We start from the raw sequence: 19,967 nt of genomic DNA, 5'->3' as shown, positions 1-19,967 counted from the left end.
ATGACAATTTTAGATAAAATAATAGCGTTTAAAAAAACAGAAGTAGCAAAAATAAAAGCTGAAGTTCCTGTTAAGAAGTTGGTAGAGAGTCCAAACTTTAAAAATTCATCATTTTCATTAAAAAAATCTTTATTACAAGTTGGTTCAACAGGAATCATTGCTGAGTTTAAACGTCAATCGCCGTCAAAAGGAATTATAAACGATAAGGCTACAGTTGTAGAAGTTACTGAAGGGTATTTAGATGCCAATGTAGCAGCGCAATCTATTTTAACTGACACTTCTTTTTTTGGAGGTTCTATGGCGGATTTATTAGAAGCTAGAACAGTAAATCAAGTAAAACCAATTTTAAGAAAAGATTTTATTGTAGATGGTTTTCAAATTGTAGAGGCTAAAGCTATTGGAGCAGATGTAGTATTGTTGATAGCTGCTTGTTTAACCAAACAAGAATTGAAAAACTATGGACAGTTAGCATCAGATTTAGGTTTGGAAGTTTTATATGAGGTGCATACACAAGAAGATTTAGATAAAATAAATGATTTAGATAATAAGATTATTGGTATTAACAATCGAAATCTTAAAACTTTCGAAGTTGATTTAGAACATTCGATAAAGTTAGCAGGTCAAATTCCAGATACAGCTCTAAAAGTTTCAGAAAGTGGAATTTCAGATCCAAGAATTATTACAGGATTAAAAGAGCATGGGTTTCAAGGTTTCTTAATAGGAGAAAACTTCATGAAAACAGAAAACCCAGGTGAGGCGTGTAAAGAGTTTATCAGCCAAATTAGATAAGGTATGAAACTGAAAGTATGTGGAATGAAATATGTAGAAAATATACAACAAGTAGCAGGTTTACAGCCAGACTATTTAGGATTCATTTTTTACGATAAATCAAAAAGAAATTTTGAAGGAATTATTCCACAATTACCTAAAGATATTAAGAAAACTGGGGTTTTTGTAAACGAGTATTTAGAAATAGTAATTTCTCTTGTTGAAGAATATAAGCTAGAAGCAGTTCAGTTACATGGAGATGAATCAGTAACTTATATTGAAAGTTTAAAAGAGCATTTACCTAAAGTTGAGCTTATTAAAGTTTTTGGAATTAAAGACGAATTTGACTTTGAAATACTTAAATCATACGAGGCAGTTGTTGATTATTTCTTGTTTGATACTAAAGGAAAAGAAAGAGGAGGTAATGGAGTTACATTTGATTGGTCGGTCTTAAAAAATTACAATTCAACAAAACCATTTTTTTTAAGTGGAGGTATTGGATTGGAAGAAATAAAAGAAGTACAAAACATTATTAAAACAGATTTACCAATTTATGCACTAGACGTAAATAGTAAGTTTGAAAAAGAAGCTGGTTTAAAATCGGTAAAAAAAATAAAGAAATTTAAAAATGAAATTTCAACCAACTAAAGAAGGATATTACGGACAGTTTGGAGGAGCATTTATTCCAGAATTATTACATCCAAACGTAAAAGAGTTAGAAGATAATTATTTGAAGATTCTTAGTTCAGAGGCTTTTCAAAAAGAATATAAAGATTTGTTACAACATTACGTTGGAAGACCAAGTCCATTATATTTAGCAAAACGATTGTCTGAAAAATATGGAGCTACTATTTATTTAAAACGCGAAGATTTAAACCACACTGGAGCTCATAAAGTGAATAATACTATAGGGCAAATTTTGGTAGCAAAGCACTTAGGGAAAACTAAAATTATAGCTGAAACTGGTGCAGGACAGCATGGTGTTGCAACAGCTACAGTATGTGCTTTGATGGATTTAGAATGTGTGGTTTTTATGGGAGAAACCGATATTAAGCGCCAAGCTCCGAATGTAGCTCGTATGAAAATGTTAGGAGCAAAAGTAGTTCCAGCTACTAGTGGTAGTAAAACATTAAAAGATGCAACCAATGAAGCAATTCGTTATTGGATTCAAAACCCAGAAACGTATTATTTAATAGGATCTGTAGTTGGTCCGCACCCATATCCAGATATGGTAGCACGTTTGCAAGCGGTGATTTCAGAAGAAATGAAAGCCCAATTAAAAGAACAAACAGGAAAAGAAAATCCAGATACAGTAATAGCTTGTGTTGGAGGAGGGTCAAATGCAGCTGGAGCTTTTTATCATTATTTAGATGATGAAGAAGTGGAACTAATAGCGGTAGAAGCAGCAGGACTAGGAGTTAATTCAGGAGAAAGTGCAGCAACTTCACAATTAGGAGAGGTAGGAGTAATACATGGAAGTAAAACAATTTTGATGCAAGACGAGTATGGTCAAATAGTGGAGCCTTATTCTATTTCAGCAGGATTAGATTATCCTGGAGTTGGTCCTTTGCATGCATATTTACATGAAACAAGTAGGGCTAAGTTTATGAATGCAACCGATAAAGAAGCGTTAGAAGCAGCTTATGAGTTAACAAAAATTGAAGGAATAATTCCTGCATTAGAAAGTGCACATGCTTTAGCTGTTTTACCTAAAATGGATTTGAAAAAAGAACAAACCATTATTATTAATTTATCAGGTAGAGGAGATAAAGATTTAGAAACTTATATTAAGCATTTAGAGGAGTAATCATGAATTCAGTAAAAAATATATTTCAAGAGAAAAGCCAAGATCTATTATCTATTTTCTTTACAGCGGGTTTCCCAAAGCTAGATGATACAACTAAAATAATAGCCGAGTTAGGTTCAAGTGGTGTCGATTTTATAGAAGTAGGTTTGCCATATTCAGACCCATTAGCCGACGGACCAACCATACAACATAGTAGTTCAGTAGCATTGAATAATGGAATGAACTTGGATGTGATATTTGAGCAATTAATGGCTATTAAAGATACTAATAAGACACCGTTAGTTTTAATGGGGTATTTGAATCAAATTATAAAATATGGGGAACATGAATTTTGTCAGAAGGTAAAAGAATGCGGTATAGATACTGTGATTATTCCAGATTTACCAATGATTGAATATGAGAATCATTACAATGAATTATTTGATAGTTACGGGATTACCAATGTATTTTTAATAACCCCACATACATCAGAAGAAAGAATTCGTAAGATAGATTCTCTAACAAATGCATTTATTTATGTAGTAGCATCAGCTTCAATTACTGGAGCAAAGGGAGAAATTTCTCAACAACAAATAGATTATTTTAATCGAATAAATGCCATGAATTTACAAAGTAAGTTAATTGTTGGTTTTGGAATTTCTGATAATAAAACATTTACTACAGCTTGTACGCATATGAATGGAGCAATTATAGGTTCGGCATTTATAAAAGAGTTGGGAAAAAACGGAGTTGATAATATTTCAACATTTATTTCAGGAATTAAAAATTAACTGTTAAGAAAAACTTAAAGTTCTTAAAGGCATTATTGAATGTTATAAATTAGTGGTTTATAACACAAACAATAATGTCTAAGAAACCTTTTTCCATACTAGCAGCATTTTTATGCTCCAGCTTTTTAGTAGCACAAAACACTTTTATTCGAAAACCAGAAATAAGTCCAGATGCATCTCAAATGGCATTTTCATACCAAGGAGACATTTGGACTTATAATTTTGGAAACCAACAACAAACAAGACTTACTATTCATAAGGCTTATGAAAGTAATCCTGTTTGGAATACAAGTGGAACTGAAATTGCTTTTTCTTCAAATAGAAAAGGTAATGATAACATTTTTACAACTTCAATAAACGGAGGTTTACCTAAGCAATTAACATATTACCCAACAGCCAATATTCCAACTGATTGGACTAAAGATGGGGATGTGTTATTTAATACAAGGAGAGTTTATAGAGGTCCAGAATGGGACGGACAAATGTATTCTGTTAATCAACAAGGAGGAACTCCAAGTAGATTGTTAACAGCGTATGGTGAAGATGCTCAATTATCACCAAATGGTAAGTTTATAGCTTTTGTAAAAGGAGCTTGTCGAATTGCTCGTGAGGACTATTCAGGTTCTGCACAAAGAGATATTTGGATTTATAATGTACAAACAAAACAGTACAACCAAATAACTACAAGTAATAAAAATGATCATTCACCAGCTTGGGATGCTGCAGGAAATTTATATTATATAGGAGCTAAAAGCGGTCGCTATAATATTTATAAGCAATCAATTACAGCAAACGGAACTGTAAATGGCTCAGCTACACAATTAACATCACATAAAAAAGATGGAGTCCGTACATTTTCAGTAAGTAACAATGGAACAATTGTTTACTTAAGTGGAATGAATATTTTTAAATTAGAAAACGGAAAAGCTCAAAAAGTTAATTTAAGAATTTATTCGGATAATCGTTTTGAACAAGAAGTAACTAAAACAGTATCTAATAAAATATCTGGTTATGCTGTATCTCCTGATGGTGAAAAAGTAGCATTGGAGATTGACGGAGAAATTTTTGTTAAAGAAAATAATAAAGAAAAGAAGCGTTCTAACAATGTAAGTAAACACCCTTTTAGAGATCGTAGTCCACAATGGTTAGATGATAAAACGGTTGTTTTTATATCAGATAGAGATGGACATTATGAATTATATAGTGTAGTTTCGAAGGATACTTTAGTAGGATTACAAAGAAGTTTAAAAACGGAAGTAACTAAATTAACATCAAGTAAAGAAGATGTTGATAATCCAATAGTATCACCTAATGGAAAAAAAATAGCTTATCAAGTAGGAAGAGGTACTTTAATGATTGCTGATATCAAAGATGGAAAAGTTGTAAAACCACAAGTTTTTTCAGATTCATGGGCACCAACTGAAGATTTTTCTTGGAGTCCAGATAGTAAGTATATTGCATATTCTCAAGAAGATTTAGATTTTGATAGTGAAATATTTATCCAATCTGTAGCAGATAAAAACAAGAAAATGAATGTTTCTATGCACCCTCGTAGTGATAGAAGTCCTGTTTGGAGTGCTGATGGAAAGAAATTAGCTTTTATTTCTAATAGAAATGGAATTAATTATGATGTATGGATGGTATGGTTGCAAAAAGAAGATTGGGAAAAATCAAAAGTAGATCATAAAGAAGGAGCATATTACCCAGAAAAGAAAGAAGATAAAAAATCTGGTAAAAAAGGAAAGAAAGGTAAAAAGAAGAAAAAAGTAAACGTAAAGATAGATTCTGATAGAATTTTTGATCGTTTAGTACAAGTAACTTCTTTACAAGATAATGAGTTCGGACCAATGTTTAGTGCCGATAGTGAGTTTATCTATTTTTCAGCAACAAACCCAGCAACTAAAAAAAGAGGTTTGTATAAGATTAAGTGGGATGGAACTAAGTCTAAAGCAATAAAAGGAGTATCAAGAGCAGGAGGTTTCACCTTAAATAACAAGAAAGCTTACTTTGTTTCAGGGGGAAGATTAAAACAAATGAATACTAAATCTGATAAAGTAACAGGTTTACCACATTCAGCTATGTATACTGTAAATAAAGAAAAAGAGCATGTTCAAGTTTTTGATGAAGGAATAAGAGCTTTAACAGCAGGTTTCTATGATCCAGAATTTCACGGATATGATTGGAAAGGTTTAGTTAAAAAGTATAGACCTTGGGTATTATCAGCATCAACATATCAAGATTATGCATATATGTATAACTTGTTATTAGGGCAATTAAATGCAAGTCATATGGGGTATTTTGCAAGAAATACACCTAAAAATAAAAGTGAAAAAATTGGATTACTAGGTTTAGAAGTAGAAAATACTAAAGACGGAGCTCGTGTAAAGTATGTTTTAAACAATACCGTGGCTAGTAAGTCGAAAAGTAAATTAAACATTGGAGATATAATTACTCACGTAAATGGACAAAAAGTTCAAAAGAACACAAACTTTTATAGTTTATTAAAGAATACTCAAGGAAATGAAGTCTTATTAACTTTAAAAGGAGGTAAAGAAATAGTTATTCGTCCACAAAGTTCAATTAGAAGAGCACAATATGAGGCTTGGATTGAGTCTAGAAAAAAGCTAGTAGATCAATACTCAAATGGACAATTAGGATATATCCATATTCAAGGGATGAATACTCCAAGTTTTGAACGTTTTGAAAGAGAATTAAAAGCAAGTGGGTATGGTAAAAAAGGAATTGTAATTGATGTTCGCTATAACGGAGGTGGATGGACTACAGACCGATTAATGGCAGTGTTAAATGTAGATCAACATGCATATACAATACCAAGAGGAGCAGCAAAAAGCTTAAAGAATAATAAAAAGTTTACAAAAAACTATCCTTTTAACGAGCGTGCAATTTTATCAGTAAATACAAAGCCAGTTGTAGCTTTATGTAATGAGAACAGTTATTCAAATGCAGAAATCTTTTCACATGCATTTAAGAACTTAGGATTAGGAAAGTTAGTTGGGCAACCAACATTTGGAGCTGTAATTTCTACAGGAGGAAAAGGCTTACAAAACGGATTTATTCGTATGCCATTTAGAGCTTGGTTTGTAAAGAAATCAGGAAAGAATATGGAGAATGAAGCACCAGCTGTACCAGATTATTTAGTAAAGAATGCACCAGGATGGAAAGAAAGAAATGAGGATGCACAATTAAAGAAAGCAGTTGAGGTGTTACTAAAAGATTTGAAATAAACGAAGTAAGTTTAAAGTAAATAAAATGAAGCGTAGAATTTAAATTCTACGCTTTTTTTATGACTATTTTTGCCTTATGATGGAGATAACGGAAAAAGATTTATTAGAAAAGTTAAAGTCAAATTTTGGATATGATAGTTTTCGATTAGAGCAACAAAAAATCATCGAAAACATATTAAATAAAAGAGATACGTTGGTTATTATGCCAACAGGTGGAGGAAAATCTATTTGTTATCAATTACCAGCATTATTCTTCAAAGGTATTACCTTGGTTATTTCACCATTAATAGCATTAATGAAAGATCAGGTCGATAGTTTAAAAGCTAACGGAATACCTGCAACATATTATAACAGTAGTCAATCAGTAGAAGAGCAACAAAAAGTGTTTGATGCTATTGTAAATAAAACTGTAAAATTGATATATGTAGCTCCAGAAAGTTTACCATTATTACAAAATGTATTAAACCAAGCTTATATTAGTTGTATAGCCATAGATGAAGCACATTGTATATCGGCTTGGGGACATGACTTTAGACCTTCATATAAGCAACTATCATTTTTAAAAAAGTCACTACCAGAAGTGCCAATTGTTGCATTAACAGCAACAGCTGATAAAGCTACTCAAGAAGATATTTTAGAGCAATTGGCCGTACCTAATGCGACTAAATATGTAAGTTCATTTAATAGAAAGAATATAAGTTTAGAAGTGCGTCCGGCAAATGATAGGATTAAACAAATTATTCAATTTATCAATCGACGTCCCAAAGAATCGGGTATTGTTTACTGTTTAAGTAGGAAAGCAACAGAACAATTAGCCTCAAAACTTAAACAGAATAATATAGATGCAAAGGCATATCATGCAGGGTTAACTTTTGAAGAAAGAGCAAAAACACAGGAAGATTTTATAAAGGATGATGTTACTATTATTTGTGCAACAATAGCATTTGGTATGGGAATAGATAAGTCCAATGTACGTTGGGTAATACATTATAACATGCCCAAAAACATAGAAGGCTATTATCAAGAAATTGGACGTTCTGGACGTGATGGTTTAGCTGCAAATGCGTTGTTGTTTCATAGTTATGCAGATGTAATTCAATTACGACAATTTATAGCTAATACAGGGAATAAAGAAGTACAAGAAGCTAAGTTAGATCGAATGAAGCAGTTTGCAGAAGCAACTGTTTGTAGACGAAAAATTTTACTGAGTTATTTTGGAGAGTTGATAGAAGAAAACTGTGGAAATTGTGATGTTTGTAAAAATCCACCAAAGTTTTTTGACGGAACCATCATAGCACAAAAGGCATTATCGGCTATATATCGATTACAGCAAAAAGAAGCCATGGGTACAGTAATTGATGTACTTAGAGGAGCAAAAAATGCAACGATTTTAGATAAAAACTATCAAACATTAAAAACATATGGAGTAGGTAATGATATATCTTGGAAAGACTGGCAACATTATATAATTCAATTAATAAATCAAGGATATTGTCAAATAGCATTTCACTTAAATAATACACTACAGTTAACAGAGTTTTCAAAAAAAATACTTTTTAACGGAGAGAAAATCCAGTTAACAATACCGAAAGAAATTAACAAAGAAGAAAAATTAGTAAGAACTAAAGCTAGACGAACAACTAAGGTGGTTCGAGATACATTATTTGAACGCTTAAGAAAACTCCGATACAAGATAGCACAAGAGGAAGATATAGCTGCCTATTTGGTGTTTAGTGACGCTACGTTAAGAGAACTAGAAAATGAAAGACCACAAACTGATAGTGAGTTTTTAGCTATAAGTGGGGTAGGTCAGCGAAAATTAGAAGTATATGGTGGTGAGTTTATGGAAGAGATAAGAACTTTTTTACAAGAAAAAAAGCGAGGTAGAAAGGACACAACATTAGAAACATATAATTTATATAAAGAAGGCTTTTCAATTGAAGAAATTGCAGAGAAAAGAGGTTTAAAGTCACCAACAGTATTTTCCCACTTATCTAAATTATACTTAGAAGGAAAAGATGTAAGTTTAGATGAGTTTATATCAGCAGATGAATTAAAGTTAATAGCCAATGCAAAAAAAGTGCTGAGAAATGAAACAGCGTTAAAACCTTATTTTGAGTTTTTAGGAGAGAAAATTCCTTATGAACAAATAAGAGTTGGACTTACCATTTTACAAAAGAGAAGATAATTTTTAAAAGCAATGGAAGATTCTCAATTACCAATAGATTTTACAAGTAATGAAGCTTTAAAACTAAAAGAGCAAATACTTAATTTACAAAAGGAAATAAAAAAAGTTAGAGAAAAATTATTGCCTTTTGAACAATTATTGCGAAATGCCATAGCTGATTTAATTATAGAAGAAAGAGAATTGGTAATTCTATACAAAAAACAGAAAAAAGCAAAAAAAGAAAAACGATTAGAACAAAAGCGTAGAGGAAAAAATTATAAAGAACCAAAAGGATTAAAAGTATTACAAAAAGAAAAAGTTAGCATAGTTAAAGAAGATATAAAGGAGAAAAAAAGATTGTATAAAGAAGCGATGTTATACGTACATCCAGATAAGTTTTCAATGAATGGAGAAGAAGAAACATTGGCAACAGATATTACAACTAAACTAATAGAAATCTACCAAACTGGAACTTTAGAAGAATTAAAAGAGTATCATTCATATATATTTAGTGGGAATTTAGGAGTTAAAATACCAAAAGGCATTATACCTAAGTCAGAAACGAATAGTAATAACTATTTAAAAAGTGAACTTGTACGTTTAGAAAAAGAGTTAGATAAATTATTAAATAGCTATACAAACAAAGTTCTAAATGAATATGACAAACCTATGTTGTTTGTAGATGAATTAAAGGCATATTATAAAGACAGGATTTTTAAGCTAAAAAAGAGAACTCGAACAAAATAAAACGACATCCAATTATTTAAGATGCCGTTTAAATAGTTTTTATTCAGTTTTCAATTGATCCATTTCTTTAATAAGGTCATCTAATTTAGAAATTTGAGTAGCGTATAAAATTTTAGTAGAAATATTATAAACTACAAAGCCTATAACTGATACACAAACAGCGATTAGAAAACCAACACTAATCATTTTTAATAAAGAAGTATCGCTAGAAATGAACTTTGAAAGAAAACTCTTTTCTTTAAGGTTATAAGCAAGAATAAATATTGATAAAACAGCCACAGGAATTGCAAAAACAAAAAGTTTTTTAGTCGATTTCATAATAATATTAATAATGTATCTGTATTGTTTTAGATAAGACAAGTTATCAGATTTAACATCAATATCTTTAAATTTTTTCAATTGGTTACTGTTAAAAAAGTACAAGCATAAAATTAAAAAAGCAGCATATAAACCAATGATGACTTCAGAAAGTAATGTCATTCCTATTACAACAATTATGGCCATTGGAATAAGCCCTTTGTTGTCAATTTCATAAGTGCGTTTAATCTTATTGATAATAGATTTTGATTTTTGATTGTACAAATTATTTATTTTAGGAGCAATTAACGATTGTTCATTAATAAAAGCTTCAGTCCATATTTTCTCAATTGATTTTTCCATCTAATAATATTTTTAATTGTTTTTTAATTCTGTTAATACGTACACCAATATTGTTAGCGCTAGTTCCAATAATTGCTGCAATTTCTTTGTTAGGATTTTCTTCTAAATAAAGCAGGATTATCGCTCTATCTAATTCCGACAATTTTTTAATAGCATCATATAACAAATTCAAATTTTCATCTTCAAAAGCAGCGTTTTTATCAGTTTCTTCATGAAAAACTTCAATCCTATTAGCTCTTCTTTTGTTTTTTTTAGAAAGGGTCAAACAAACGTTTAAAGTAATTCTGTATATCCAAGTAGACCATTTTGATTTATTTTGAAAAGCATCTCTACTTTTCCAAATTTGTAAGCAAGCTTCTTGATAAAAATCTTCGAAGTCTTCTTCAGAGTCAGTATAAGCCCTACATATTTTAATAATAATACCTGCATGAGGCAAAATAGATGTTATATAAAAGTCGTTACTCAAAATTGTTTTTTGTTGATTAGTAAATCGAGAATTTAAATTATTACAAGAATAAAGAAAAAAATAAAAATATTTTATTTTCAGAAATTATTGAAAGTTAAGAAAAAAGATATATATTTGTCGCATGAATTTAGAAGACGCGAAATTAAAATACATCCATACTTGGGGTAGCTTGGCTACAAACTGGGGAATTAATAAAACCATGGCACAGGTGCATGCGTTGTTATTAGTATCTACCAAGCCATTATCTGCCGATGAGATTATGGATACTTTAAAAATATCTCGTGGAAATGTAAACATGAATGTAAGAGCGTTGATTGATTGGGGAATTGTAAGCAAAGAATTAGTAGTAGGAGAACGCAAAGAGTTTTTTGTTGCGGGAAAAGATATCTGGGAGTTATTTAAGCAAGTAACAAAAGAGCGCAAGAAAAGGGAAATAGAACCTGTATTAAAGGTTTTAGACGATTTGAAAAATGGAGTAGAAGAAAACTCAGAAGATGCAGAAGAATTTAAAAAGCTAATGAATGATCTTTCATCAGTAACAACAACAGTAAATGGTATTTTAGATAAAGCAATTAAAGCTGATGAGCATTGGTTGTTATCTAATTTTACTAAAATGATAAAAAAGTAAAAAAATTTACAAACAAACTTTCAATAATTTCTGAAAATATGAAATATATAGGAATTTTAATACATGTTAATCGAGTAATTGTATGGGCTACTTTAATATTATATGCTACTATTTTCTTAGGGTTATGTGCTCAAATAGTATTAGGGTGTTCACAAGTTTTAACAGGAATAGTTTTATTGTATTTTATAAAAAACTTCTCGAAAAAAAATCAGAAAAGGCTAAAATTTTATTGGGGTTTTGTAATTACTTATGGGATTCTTTGGATTACAGATTTTATAAATTTTTATGATGATTTTGTAATTATTGCTATGATTATTTTGCCTTTAAGCATTGCAGGTTATTTCACTTTCATTTTAGAATCAATAAAAAAAGAGCTATGAATCAAGTAACCTATATAATTTATGTTTTGCTATCAATTCTTATTGTAATTAAGGTTGGAAATGAATGTTATAGTAATGGTAAAATTTACATCTTAAATTATTTTCCAAAGGATGTGAATTTTGGTAATGGAATCAATAAGTTGCTAAGAATAGCTTATTATTTATTAAACATTGGTTTGGTTATATGGAGCTTAAATTCAATGAAAGAAATCACCGCTTCGATAGGTGTTATAAAAGAGATTACTAATAGATTAAGCTATGTATTCTTAATAGTAGGCTCTCTTCATTTCATCAATATTTATACAGTCTATTTAATTCATAAACATTTAAAGAAAAAGTAATATGGAAATTCAACTAAAAGAAAACTGGAAGAAAATTAAAGAACATTTTAGAAAAAGCAGACAAGAGAATATGTATGTATCTATAGCATCAGTTAATGCTAATAATGAGCCTACAGTAACTCCAATAGGTTCTTTGTTTTTAAACGATAATCAAACAGGTTTTTATTTTGAAAAATTTGCAACCAAGTTAAAAGAGAATAAAAAGACAAATAAAAACATATGTGTACTAGCGGTAAATACCAATAAATGGTTTTGGTTAAAATCATTGTTTTTAGGCAAGTTTTTAGAATATCCAGGAGTAAAGTTATATGGTGAGTTAGGAATTAAAAGAGATGCAAACGAAGCGGAATTCCGAGCAATGCAGCGTAGGGTTAGGAAAGCAAAACTATTAAAAGGATATACATATTTATGGAAAGACATGAGTATGGTAAGAGAAATAAAATTTACAAAGGCAGAGAAAATAAATCTCGCAAGAATGACAAGAAAATTATAAATCACTAAAAATAATAATATGAACACTTCATTAGAATTAATAGCTTACATCATTTATTTACCTATTAGTATAGGACTTACAACATTTGTATCACAACATTTATTTAAAAATAGCAAAATATTTATGTTGGATATTTTTCATCAAAAAGTAGAAATCGCAATGGCTACAAATAAACTTTTTAAAATAGGTTTCTATTTATTAAACATAGGTTTTGCTTTGCGAATTATAGAAATATACAGCTTAACAGGTTATAAAGATTTAGTAGAAACACTAAGTTCAAAAATTGGAGGTTTTTCAATTTACTTAGGACTTGTGATGATCTTCTTTATTTTATTTTTCTTAAAAGGAAGAAAAGCTAGTAAAGAAGGTAATTTAAAAATTGAAAAAGAAAAGTTATGAAAATAGTAATCGCTGGAGGAACTGGATATTTGGGAAATTTGCTTATTGAATATTATAAAAAAGAAAAAGAAAATCAAATTTACATTTTAACTAGAAAACAAAAGATAAATGTAGATAATGTTAATTACGTACAATGGGATGGAGTTTCTAAAGGTTATTGGACAGTTTTGTTAAACAACACAGATGTGTTAATTAATTTGGCAGGAAAATCAGTCAATTGTAGATATCATCAAAAAAATAAAGACGAAATTTATAATAGCAGATTAAACAGCACTGCTTTACTCTGTGAGGTAGTCCAAGAATTAGAATTTCCACCAAAAGTATTTATTCAGTCTTCTTCAGCGACTATTTATGAGCATTCAGAAAATAAATTGATGACAGAAGAAAAAGGAAAAATTGGAGCAGATTTTTCAATGGATGTATGCAAGAAATGGGAAGAAGTATTTAATAGTTATAAGTTGAAACAAACTAAAAAAATTATTACAAGAACCTCTATAGTTTTAGGTCAAAAAGGTGGTGCTTTTCCTATAATGAAAAAAATGGTGGAATTAGGTTTTGGAGGAAGACAAGGGAAAGGAAATCAGTATATAAGTTGGATTACAGAGAAAGATTATGTAAAAGCTATTAACTTTTTAATACATGAAAAAGAAGGAGTTTACAATGTTTGCGCTCCTAATCCAATACAAAATTGTGATTTTCAGAATTTATTGAAGCGAAAGTTAAACATGTCATTAGGTTTACATGTTCCAGAAAGCTTACTTAAAATAGGAGCAAAAATTATAGGAACAGAATCAGAATTATTACTGAAAAGTAGAAATGTATACCCTGAAAAACTATTAGAGTTAGGTTTTAATTTTACTACCAAAACTTTTAAGGAATTTAAAATATAATTTATGGCAGTTATAGTATTATTAACAAAGATAGAAGCAGTTAAGAAAATAGTATTTGATCTTTCTCGTAGCATAGAACTTCATAAAATAGCAGCCACACATACAAATGAGAAAGTTATTGCTGGAAAAATGGAAGGACTTATAGTGTTAAATGAAACTGTTACTTGGAGAGCAAAACATTTAGGAGTATACCAAAATTTTACCTCAAAAGTAATAGGGTGTAAAGAATCAGAATATTTTGCTGATGAAATGATTTCAGGAGCTTTTAAAAGTTTTAAGCACGAACATTATTTTTGTACTAATGAAAGTGATTCAACAATATTAATTGATGTTTTAGAGTTTAAATCACCTTTCGGTTTTCTAGGTAAATTAGTAGATGCTATTTTCTTAAAAAGGTATATGACTAATTTTTTGAAAATTAGAAATAAAACAATAAAAGAGTTTGCTGAAACGAATAAATGGAAAGAAATATTAAATTAAAATTATGAGTTTTTTAAAAGCAGAATGGAGAAAATTATTGATGGTAAACTACCAAATAAACCCTGAAGTTTTAAAATCATTTGTACCTAATGGAACAGAATTAGATTCGTATAATGATAAATGCTATATAAGTCTAATTGGTTTTATGTTTAAGAACACAAAACTATTGGGGTTTAAAATACCATTTCATATAAATTTTGAAGAAGTAAATCTACGCTTTTATGTGAAAAGAAAAGAGAATGGAGTTTATAAAAGAGGAGTGGTCTTTATTAAAGAGATAGTACCAAAACCAGCCATAACTTTTGTAGCAAATACAATTTATAATGAGAATTACGAAACCTTACCAATGAAGCATGAATGGAATGAAAAAGATGGGGATTTAAATATTTCTTACCAATGGAAAACTGGTGAAAAATGGAATCTAATTGAAGCAGTAGTTAAAAATGAACAGCTTGAAATGAAAGATAATTCTGAAATAGAGTTTATTTCAGAACATTATTGGGGGTATGCCAAAAATAAAGTTCAAACAACAGAATATGAAGTAAAGCATCCTAAATGGAAATATTACCCTTTAAAGAGCTACAATATCAATGTAGATTTCTTAGCTAGTTATGGAAAAGATTTCGAATTTTTAAATGAATTACAACCAGCTTCTGTTTTTTTATTAGAAGGTTCAGAAATATCCGTAGAAAACAAAACAATACTATGAGTATATAATACAGAGGTTGTAAATAACCTCTGTATTTTAATAGTAAATTCGTTTAATAAACTAAAATCTTATCAGTTTTAATAACAGCTTTATCAGGTAAAATCTCTATTTGGAAATTTTGAGATTTAATTAAATCAATGATATCTTCCTCAAGTAAATTCTCAGATCCTTCAATCCGAAGTACATTATCAATATCCTCAATGTCAATAGACCATTTAAAAATATAAGGATGCTTATTAAGTATAGATTCTAAAGATTGAACTTTTTTTTCTGAATCAATATTGGTTTGAAAAATTAGTGGTTCCATAGTTTATTCTATTTCAGCTTTAGATGAGCTACCTTGTTCTGGATTCATTTTTCGTTCAAGATATTCACTGTAATATTTATCGCCTTCTTCTTTCCAAAATTTGTCATAGTGTTTCCACTTAGAAAAATCTGTTTTACCGTTCTTTTCACATTTACATTTATGATGAGATTTTTTGCCGCTACCGCCACCACAGCCTCCAATTAAAATTCTTAAAAGGATAAATAAACCAACAGCTTGCCAATAAGTAAGGTGACTAAGTCCAAAAATTTCAGGCATTAACCAGTTCCATAACCACATTATAACAAAGCCAAATAAAATAGCCAAACCTGTAATGAATATACCTCCAAAGATGATGATAGCTGCAATTTCTACGGGCGATTTTTTTCTAAACTTATGAGTGAAAAAATTTGTCATGATTCAATAATTTTATGTTTTTGTATTTCTTGTTCTATTTTTTTATATAAAATTCCAATGGCTCTGTGCCTTCTAGACATTAGTGTTCCAATAGGAATTCCAGTTTCAGTTGATATTTCTTTATATGTATAACCTTCAAAATCTACTGCGATAATAATATCCTTATAAGCAGGTTTTAAATGTTCAATACACTGTTTTAAAATTGATATCATTTGATCTGAATTGTAATAATTCTCAGATTGATTAAATGCATCAACAAGGTTTAATAAGCTTTCATCAGAATCTAGTTTGTCAGATTTTTTAGGAGCCCTCATTGTATCAATAATTTTATTTTTTATTGATCGATATACAAAACTAGCTACGTTATTTATAGGACCATATCTGTCAGCACCAGCAAATAGTTTTAAAGCTACATCTTGAATAATATCTTCGGCATTTCGATTAATCGTATCACTTATTCGGGTATTGATATACCTTTTAAGTGATAGATATTCTCTACCAAAAAAATCCTTAAGCTTTTTTGTATTCTCTGATTCCAAATTATTTAAAAACCTTTTATGAAGAGTCTTCGTTTTAAAAGACGATGTTTTTCTAATTTATTGCATTTAAGACTATAAATTTTATAAAAAAATAAAAAACAGCTATAAATCATTTATTGTCAGTGGTTATAGGAAGCTGTTTTAAACATAAATAAAAAAGCCTCACATTAATTTGTGAGGCTTTTGTTGTTATTGTAAATATTAGAATATTACATGTTTCTTCTATATTGTCCACCAACTTTAAATAAAGCTTGTGTAATTTGTCCTAAAGAACAATACTTAGTAGCTTCCATTAACTTATCAAATAAGTTTTGGTTTTGAATAGCAGCTTCCTGTAAAATAGCTAATTGTTCTTGAACTTTTTCTTCATTAGCCTTATTTAATAATTCTTTAGTTTGAATTTGGAATTGTTTTTCTTCCTCAGTTGCACGAATAACTTCTGCTGGTTGTACAGTAGGAGATCCTTTAGAACTTAAGAAAGTATTTACACCAATAATTGGGAATTCACCGGTATGTTTTAAAGTTTCGTAATACAAACTTTCTTCTTGAATTTTAGAACGTTGGTACATTGTTTCCATAGCTCCTAAAACTCCACCACGTTCGGTAATTCTATCAAATTCTTCTAATACAGCAGCTTCTACTAAATCTGTCAATTCTTCAATAATAAAAGAACCTTGAATTGGATTTTCATTCTTAGCCAATCCTAATTCTTTATTAATAATTAACTGAATTGCCATAGCTCTTCTTACCGATTCTTCTGTAGGGGTTGTTATAGCCTCATCATAAGCATTTGTATGTAAAGAGTTACAGTTATCGTAAATAGCGTATAAAGCTTGTAAGGTAGTACGAATATCATTAAAATCAATTTCCTGTGCATGTAATGAACGCCCAGAAGTTTGAATATGATACTTTAACATTTGAGCTCTTGGGTTAGCATTATATTTATATTTTAATGCTTTTGCCCAAATTTTACGAGCTACACGACCAATTACAGAATATTCAGGGTCAATACCATTAGAGAAAAAGAATGATAAGTTTGGTCCAAACTTATTAATATCCATTCCACGAGATAAATAATATTCTACATATGTAAATCCGTTAGCTAAAGTTAAAGCTAATTGAGTTATAGGGTTTGCACCAGCTTCTGCAATATGATATCCAGAAATAGAAACTGAATAGAAATTACGAACTTGTTTTTCAATAAAGTATTCTTGAACATCACCCATCAAACGTAGGGCAAATTCAGTAGAGAATATACAAGTGTTTTGAGCTTGATCTTCTTTTAAAATATCTGCCTGAACAGTTCCTCTTACTTGTGCTAATGTTGCAGCTTTAATTTCAGCATAAACATCAGCAGGTAAAACCATGTCTCCAGTTAAACCTAAAAGCATAAGTCCTAGACCATCGTTACCTTCTGGTAAATCACCTTGGTATTTTGGTCTCTCTAAACCTTTAGAGTCATAAACTTCTTTAAACTTAGCTTCAACTTGTTTTTCTAACTTATTTTCTTTGATGTATTTCTCACAATTCTGATCGATTGCAGCATTCATAAAGAAACCTAATAACATAGGAGCTGGACCATTAATAGTCATCGAAACAGATGTCATTGCGTGACTTAAGTCGAAACCTGAATATAATTTTTTAGCATCATCTAAGCAGCAAATAGAAACTCCAGCATTACCAATTTTACCATAAATATCTGGTCTGTGCCCAGGATCGTTTCCATATAAAGTAACAGAATCAAAAGCGGTAGATAAACGTTTAGCAGGCATTCCTAAACTTACATAGTGGAAACGTCTGTTTGTACGTTCTGGTCCACCTTCTCCAGCAAACATTCTTGTTGGGTCTTCTCCAGTTCTTTTAAAAGGATATAATCCAGAAGCATATGGGAATTCACCAGGAACATTTTCTTGTAAGTTCCAACGTAATAAATCGCCCCAAGCTTGATATTTAGGTAATGCTACTTTAGGAATTTGTGAATGAGAAAGCGACTCAGTATGAGTTGCGATTTTTATTTCCTTATCACGTACTTTAAATGTATAAATAGGGTCTTTATATTTCTGAACTTTTTCCTGCCAGTTTAATATAATTTCCCAGTTATGTGGATCAAGATTTAATTTTACTTTATCGAATTGTGCTATTAAAAGTTTGATAAAGTCTTGTTCGTCACTTTGAGTTTGCTTTAAAATTTCATCTTCGTTCAATCCTGTTTTTATAATTTCAACAGAAGTATTGATGATAGATTCAATTGTTTGGTGAATACCATATAATTTTTGAGCAACTGTTACTTGAACATCAACTTTTTTATCATAAGCTCTATTATTTTCTGATATTTCAGATAAATAACGAACTCTACTAGGTGGAATTACAAATATCTTTTCAGACATTTCCTTAGTAATTTCCATGCTAGATTTTAAATCAGCACCAGTTTTTTCAACTAACTTATCCATAATACGCTTATATAAGGTATTCATACCAGGATCGTTAAATTGAGAAGCAATTGTACCAAACACAGGCATGTCGTCCATATGAACATCCCATAAGTTGTTGTTACGCATATATTGCTTTTTAACATCACGTATAGCATCTAAGGCACCACGTTTGTCAAATTTGTTTATGGCAACTAAATCAGCAAAATCAAGCATGTCAATTTTTTCTAACTGAGTTGCAGCTCCAAATTCAGGAGTCATTACATATAAAGAAGTATCTGAGTGCTCAATAATTTCAGTATCAGATTGTCCAATACCAGAAGTTTCTAAAATGATTAAATCAAATTCAGCAGCTTTTAAAACTTCAACAGCTTCATTTACATATTTAGATAAAGCTAAATTAGATTGACGTGTAGCTAATGAACGCATATATACACGTTCATCATTAATAGCATTCATACGAATACGGTCTCCTAATAAAGCACCACCTGTTTTACGTTTTGATGGGTCAACAGAAATTAATCCAATTGTTTTATTTGGAAAATCAATTAAAAAACGACGTACTAATTCGTCTACTAAAGAAGATTTTCCAGCCCCACCAGTACCAGTAATTCCTAAAACTGGTGTTTTTGAATTTTTATTTTTTTCATGAATAGCTTCTAACGTTTTTTTAGCTACTTCAGGAAAGTTTTCAGCTGAAGAAATAATACGCGCAATGCTTCCAATTTCTTTATCGGCTAAGTTGTTTATTTCTCCATTTAATTTATCTCCAATGGCAAAATCAGATGTTTCTACCAAATCATTAATCATTCCTTGTAAACCTAATTCACGTCCATCGTCTGGAGAATATATACGAGTAATCCCATAATCCATTAGTTCTTTAATTTCCTCTGGAAGAATTACACCTCCACCGCCACCAAAAATTTTGATATGGCCAGCACCTCTTTCTTTAAGTAAATCGTACATATATTTGAAGTATTCTGTATGACCTCCTTGATAAGATGTCATTGCAATAGCATTTGCATCTTCTTGAATTGCACAGTTTACAACTTCTTCAACACTTCTATCATGACCTAAATGAATTACCTCTACACCAGTAGATTGTATAATTCTACGCATAATATTTATGGCAGCATCGTGTCCATCAAATAATGAAGCAGCAGTTACAATTCTAACTTTATGTTTGGGTTTATATGGTGCTATTTGTTCCATTCGTAAATTAACTTAAATTTTGGGTACGCAATTTACGGAAATATTAAAAAATAAAAGGATTTACTAAGAATAATAAAAGTTAATGTTATTAGGGAATTAAACTAAATGATTGTTAA

The 19,967-nt window shown here is 30.0% G+C and carries 21 protein-coding genes; 15 read left to right on the top strand and 6 right to left on the bottom strand.

Translation table 11 applies throughout. From position 1 onward, the window contains the following. The 7 genes from trpC (at position 1) to F7018_RS12845 (ending at position 9,504) form a co-directional block, all read left to right on the top strand. Positions 1 to 789: an indole-3-glycerol phosphate synthase TrpC gene (gene trpC, locus F7018_RS12875; protein ID WP_150900469.1), complete on the top strand. Its 789-nt coding sequence runs from the start codon at positions 1 to 3 to the stop codon at positions 787 to 789. A gap of 3 nt (positions 790 to 792) precedes the next feature. Further along, positions 793 to 1,416 carry a phosphoribosylanthranilate isomerase gene (locus F7018_RS12870; protein WP_246175176.1) on the top strand — a complete coding sequence of 208 codons (624 nt, stop codon included), beginning with the start codon at positions 793 to 795 and terminating at the stop codon, positions 1,414 to 1,416. Then, positions 1,397 to 2,575 (top strand): tryptophan synthase subunit beta, encoded by a 1,179-nt coding sequence (gene trpB, locus F7018_RS12865; protein ID WP_150900468.1) that lies wholly within the window; start codon positions 1,397 to 1,399, stop codon positions 2,573 to 2,575. Before F7018_RS12870 ends, trpB begins: the two co-directional genes overlap by 20 nt. Positions 2,576 to 2,577: 2 nt before the next feature. Beyond that, on the top strand, positions 2,578 to 3,345 hold the full coding sequence (gene trpA, locus F7018_RS12860; protein WP_150900467.1) for a tryptophan synthase subunit alpha: 768 nt from the start codon (positions 2,578 to 2,580) through the stop codon (positions 3,343 to 3,345). A gap of 74 nt (positions 3,346 to 3,419) precedes the next feature. Beyond that, positions 3,420 to 6,590: a S41 family peptidase gene (locus tag F7018_RS12855; RefSeq protein ID WP_150900466.1), complete on the top strand. Its 3,171-nt coding sequence runs from the start codon at positions 3,420 to 3,422 to the stop codon at positions 6,588 to 6,590. Between the two features lie 76 nt (positions 6,591 to 6,666). Further along, positions 6,667 to 8,778, top strand: a complete 2,112-nt coding sequence (gene recQ / locus F7018_RS12850; protein WP_394350033.1) for a DNA helicase RecQ — start codon at positions 6,667 to 6,669, stop codon at positions 8,776 to 8,778. 12 nt (positions 8,779 to 8,790) lie between these two features. Beyond that, complete coding sequence (locus F7018_RS12845; protein ID WP_150900465.1) at positions 8,791 to 9,504, top strand: hypothetical protein; 714 nt, start codon at positions 8,791 to 8,793, stop codon at positions 9,502 to 9,504. A gap of 39 nt (positions 9,505 to 9,543) precedes the next feature. Here F7018_RS12845 and F7018_RS12840 read toward each other — a convergent pair whose 3' ends face one another. Beyond that, positions 9,544 to 10,164, bottom strand: coding sequence for a hypothetical protein (locus F7018_RS12840; RefSeq protein ID WP_150900464.1), 621 nt, complete (start codon positions 10,162 to 10,164; stop codon positions 9,544 to 9,546). Next, entirely contained in the window at positions 10,148 to 10,630 is a 483-nt protein-coding gene (locus F7018_RS12835; protein ID WP_150900463.1) for an RNA polymerase sigma factor, read from the bottom strand. Before F7018_RS12835 ends, F7018_RS12840 begins: the two co-directional genes overlap by 17 nt. A 121-nt stretch (positions 10,631 to 10,751) precedes the next feature. On the opposite strand from F7018_RS12835, the gene F7018_RS12830 reads away from it, so the two are divergent. From F7018_RS12830 to F7018_RS12795, 8 genes are read left to right on the top strand one after another with little or no spacing between them, the layout of a single operon-like run. After that, the gene (locus tag F7018_RS12830) at positions 10,752 to 11,258 is read left to right on the top strand and encodes a GbsR/MarR family transcriptional regulator (protein WP_150900462.1); all 507 of its coding nucleotides are present in this window, start codon (positions 10,752 to 10,754) and stop codon (positions 11,256 to 11,258) included. A gap of 38 nt (positions 11,259 to 11,296) precedes the next feature. Next, a complete protein-coding gene (locus F7018_RS12825; protein WP_150900461.1) occupies positions 11,297 to 11,638 on the top strand; it encodes a hypothetical protein in 342 nt (113 codons plus the stop codon). Then, complete coding sequence (locus F7018_RS12820; protein ID WP_150900460.1) at positions 11,635 to 11,979, top strand: hypothetical protein; 345 nt, start codon at positions 11,635 to 11,637, stop codon at positions 11,977 to 11,979. The genes F7018_RS12825 and F7018_RS12820 overlap by 4 nt, the downstream gene beginning before the upstream one ends. 1 nt (position 11,980) lies before the next feature. Next, positions 11,981 to 12,472, top strand: a complete 492-nt coding sequence (locus tag F7018_RS12815; RefSeq protein WP_150900459.1) for a pyridoxamine 5'-phosphate oxidase family protein — start codon at positions 11,981 to 11,983, stop codon at positions 12,470 to 12,472. An 18-nt stretch (positions 12,473 to 12,490) separates the two neighbouring features. Then, entirely contained in the window at positions 12,491 to 12,871 is a 381-nt protein-coding gene (locus F7018_RS12810; protein WP_150900458.1) for a hypothetical protein, read from the top strand. Beyond that, on the top strand, positions 12,868 to 13,761 hold the full coding sequence (locus F7018_RS12805) for a TIGR01777 family oxidoreductase (protein ID WP_150900457.1): 894 nt from the start codon (positions 12,868 to 12,870) through the stop codon (positions 13,759 to 13,761). The genes F7018_RS12810 and F7018_RS12805 overlap by 4 nt, the downstream gene beginning before the upstream one ends. A 3-nt stretch (positions 13,762 to 13,764) precedes the next feature. Beyond that, entirely contained in the window at positions 13,765 to 14,241 is a 477-nt protein-coding gene (locus tag F7018_RS12800) for an SRPBCC family protein (RefSeq protein ID WP_150900456.1), read from the top strand. A gap of 4 nt (positions 14,242 to 14,245) precedes the next feature. Continuing rightward, positions 14,246 to 14,950 (top strand): YqjF family protein, encoded by a 705-nt coding sequence (locus F7018_RS12795; protein ID WP_150900455.1) that lies wholly within the window; start codon positions 14,246 to 14,248, stop codon positions 14,948 to 14,950. A 52-nt stretch (positions 14,951 to 15,002) separates the two neighbouring features. On the opposite strand, the gene F7018_RS12790 is transcribed toward F7018_RS12795, so the two are convergent. The 4 genes from F7018_RS12790 to F7018_RS12775 all read right to left on the bottom strand — a co-directional run bounded on the left by F7018_RS12790 (position 15,003) and on the right by F7018_RS12775 (position 19,851). Further along, positions 15,003 to 15,257, bottom strand: coding sequence for a hypothetical protein (locus tag F7018_RS12790; protein ID WP_150900454.1), 255 nt, complete (start codon positions 15,255 to 15,257; stop codon positions 15,003 to 15,005). 3 nt (positions 15,258 to 15,260) lie between these two features. Continuing rightward, a complete protein-coding gene (locus tag F7018_RS12785) occupies positions 15,261 to 15,671 on the bottom strand; it encodes a hypothetical protein (RefSeq protein WP_150900453.1) in 411 nt (136 codons plus the stop codon). Beyond that, positions 15,668 to 16,210 (bottom strand): RNA polymerase sigma factor, encoded by a 543-nt coding sequence (locus tag F7018_RS12780; RefSeq protein WP_150900452.1) that lies wholly within the window; start codon positions 16,208 to 16,210, stop codon positions 15,668 to 15,670. The genes F7018_RS12785 and F7018_RS12780 overlap by 4 nt, the downstream gene beginning before the upstream one ends. 209 nt (positions 16,211 to 16,419) lie before the next feature. Then, a complete protein-coding gene (locus tag F7018_RS12775; RefSeq protein WP_150900451.1) occupies positions 16,420 to 19,851 on the bottom strand; it encodes a methylmalonyl-CoA mutase family protein in 3,432 nt (1,143 codons plus the stop codon). Positions 19,852 to 19,967 lie beyond the last annotated feature (116 nt).

It is taken from the genome of Tenacibaculum aiptasiae, from assembly GCF_008806755.1.
In the GTDB taxonomy this organism is placed as follows: domain Bacteria; phylum Bacteroidota; class Bacteroidia; order Flavobacteriales; family Flavobacteriaceae; genus Polaribacter; species Polaribacter aiptasiae.
Note: the sequence above shows the minus strand (reverse complement) of the source record. Positions and strands in the feature narration are given on the sequence as shown.

What these genes read in the sequence shown, in the direction of transcription:
- F7018_RS12790 (WP_150900454.1), bottom strand. Translation starts at nt 15,257, where the DNA reads ATGGAACCACTAATTTTTCAAACCAATATTGATTCAGAAAAAAAAGTT.
- trpA (WP_150900467.1), top strand. Translation starts at nt 2,578, where the DNA reads ATGAATTCAGTAAAAAATATATTTCAAGAGAAAAGCCAAGATCTATTA.
- trpC (WP_150900469.1), top strand. Translation starts at nt 1, where the DNA reads ATGACAATTTTAGATAAAATAATAGCGTTTAAAAAAACAGAAGTAGCA.
- F7018_RS12810 (WP_150900458.1), top strand. Translation starts at nt 12,491, where the DNA reads ATGAACACTTCATTAGAATTAATAGCTTACATCATTTATTTACCTATT.
- F7018_RS12820 (WP_150900460.1), top strand. Translation starts at nt 11,635, where the DNA reads ATGAATCAAGTAACCTATATAATTTATGTTTTGCTATCAATTCTTATT.
- F7018_RS12840 (WP_150900464.1), bottom strand. Translation starts at nt 10,164, where the DNA reads ATGGAAAAATCAATTGAGAAAATATGGACTGAAGCTTTTATTAATGAA.
- F7018_RS12795 (WP_150900455.1), top strand. Translation starts at nt 14,246, where the DNA reads ATGAGTTTTTTAAAAGCAGAATGGAGAAAATTATTGATGGTAAACTAC.
- F7018_RS12805 (WP_150900457.1), top strand. Translation starts at nt 12,868, where the DNA reads ATGAAAATAGTAATCGCTGGAGGAACTGGATATTTGGGAAATTTGCTT.
- F7018_RS12870 (WP_246175176.1), top strand. Translation starts at nt 793, where the DNA reads ATGAAACTGAAAGTATGTGGAATGAAATATGTAGAAAATATACAACAA.
- F7018_RS12815 (WP_150900459.1), top strand. Translation starts at nt 11,981, where the DNA reads ATGGAAATTCAACTAAAAGAAAACTGGAAGAAAATTAAAGAACATTTT.
- F7018_RS12775 (WP_150900451.1), bottom strand. Translation starts at nt 19,851, where the DNA reads ATGGAACAAATAGCACCATATAAACCCAAACATAAAGTTAGAATTGTA.
- F7018_RS12800 (WP_150900456.1), top strand. Translation starts at nt 13,765, where the DNA reads ATGGCAGTTATAGTATTATTAACAAAGATAGAAGCAGTTAAGAAAATA.
- F7018_RS12845 (WP_150900465.1), top strand. Translation starts at nt 8,791, where the DNA reads ATGGAAGATTCTCAATTACCAATAGATTTTACAAGTAATGAAGCTTTA.
- F7018_RS12855 (WP_150900466.1), top strand. Translation starts at nt 3,420, where the DNA reads ATGTCTAAGAAACCTTTTTCCATACTAGCAGCATTTTTATGCTCCAGC.
- F7018_RS12830 (WP_150900462.1), top strand. Translation starts at nt 10,752, where the DNA reads ATGAATTTAGAAGACGCGAAATTAAAATACATCCATACTTGGGGTAGC.
- F7018_RS12785 (WP_150900453.1), bottom strand. Translation starts at nt 15,671, where the DNA reads ATGACAAATTTTTTCACTCATAAGTTTAGAAAAAAATCGCCCGTAGAA.
- F7018_RS12825 (WP_150900461.1), top strand. Translation starts at nt 11,297, where the DNA reads ATGAAATATATAGGAATTTTAATACATGTTAATCGAGTAATTGTATGG.
- recQ (WP_394350033.1), top strand. Translation starts at nt 6,667, where the DNA reads ATGATGGAGATAACGGAAAAAGATTTATTAGAAAAGTTAAAGTCAAAT.
- trpB (WP_150900468.1), top strand. Translation starts at nt 1,397, where the DNA reads ATGAAATTTCAACCAACTAAAGAAGGATATTACGGACAGTTTGGAGGA.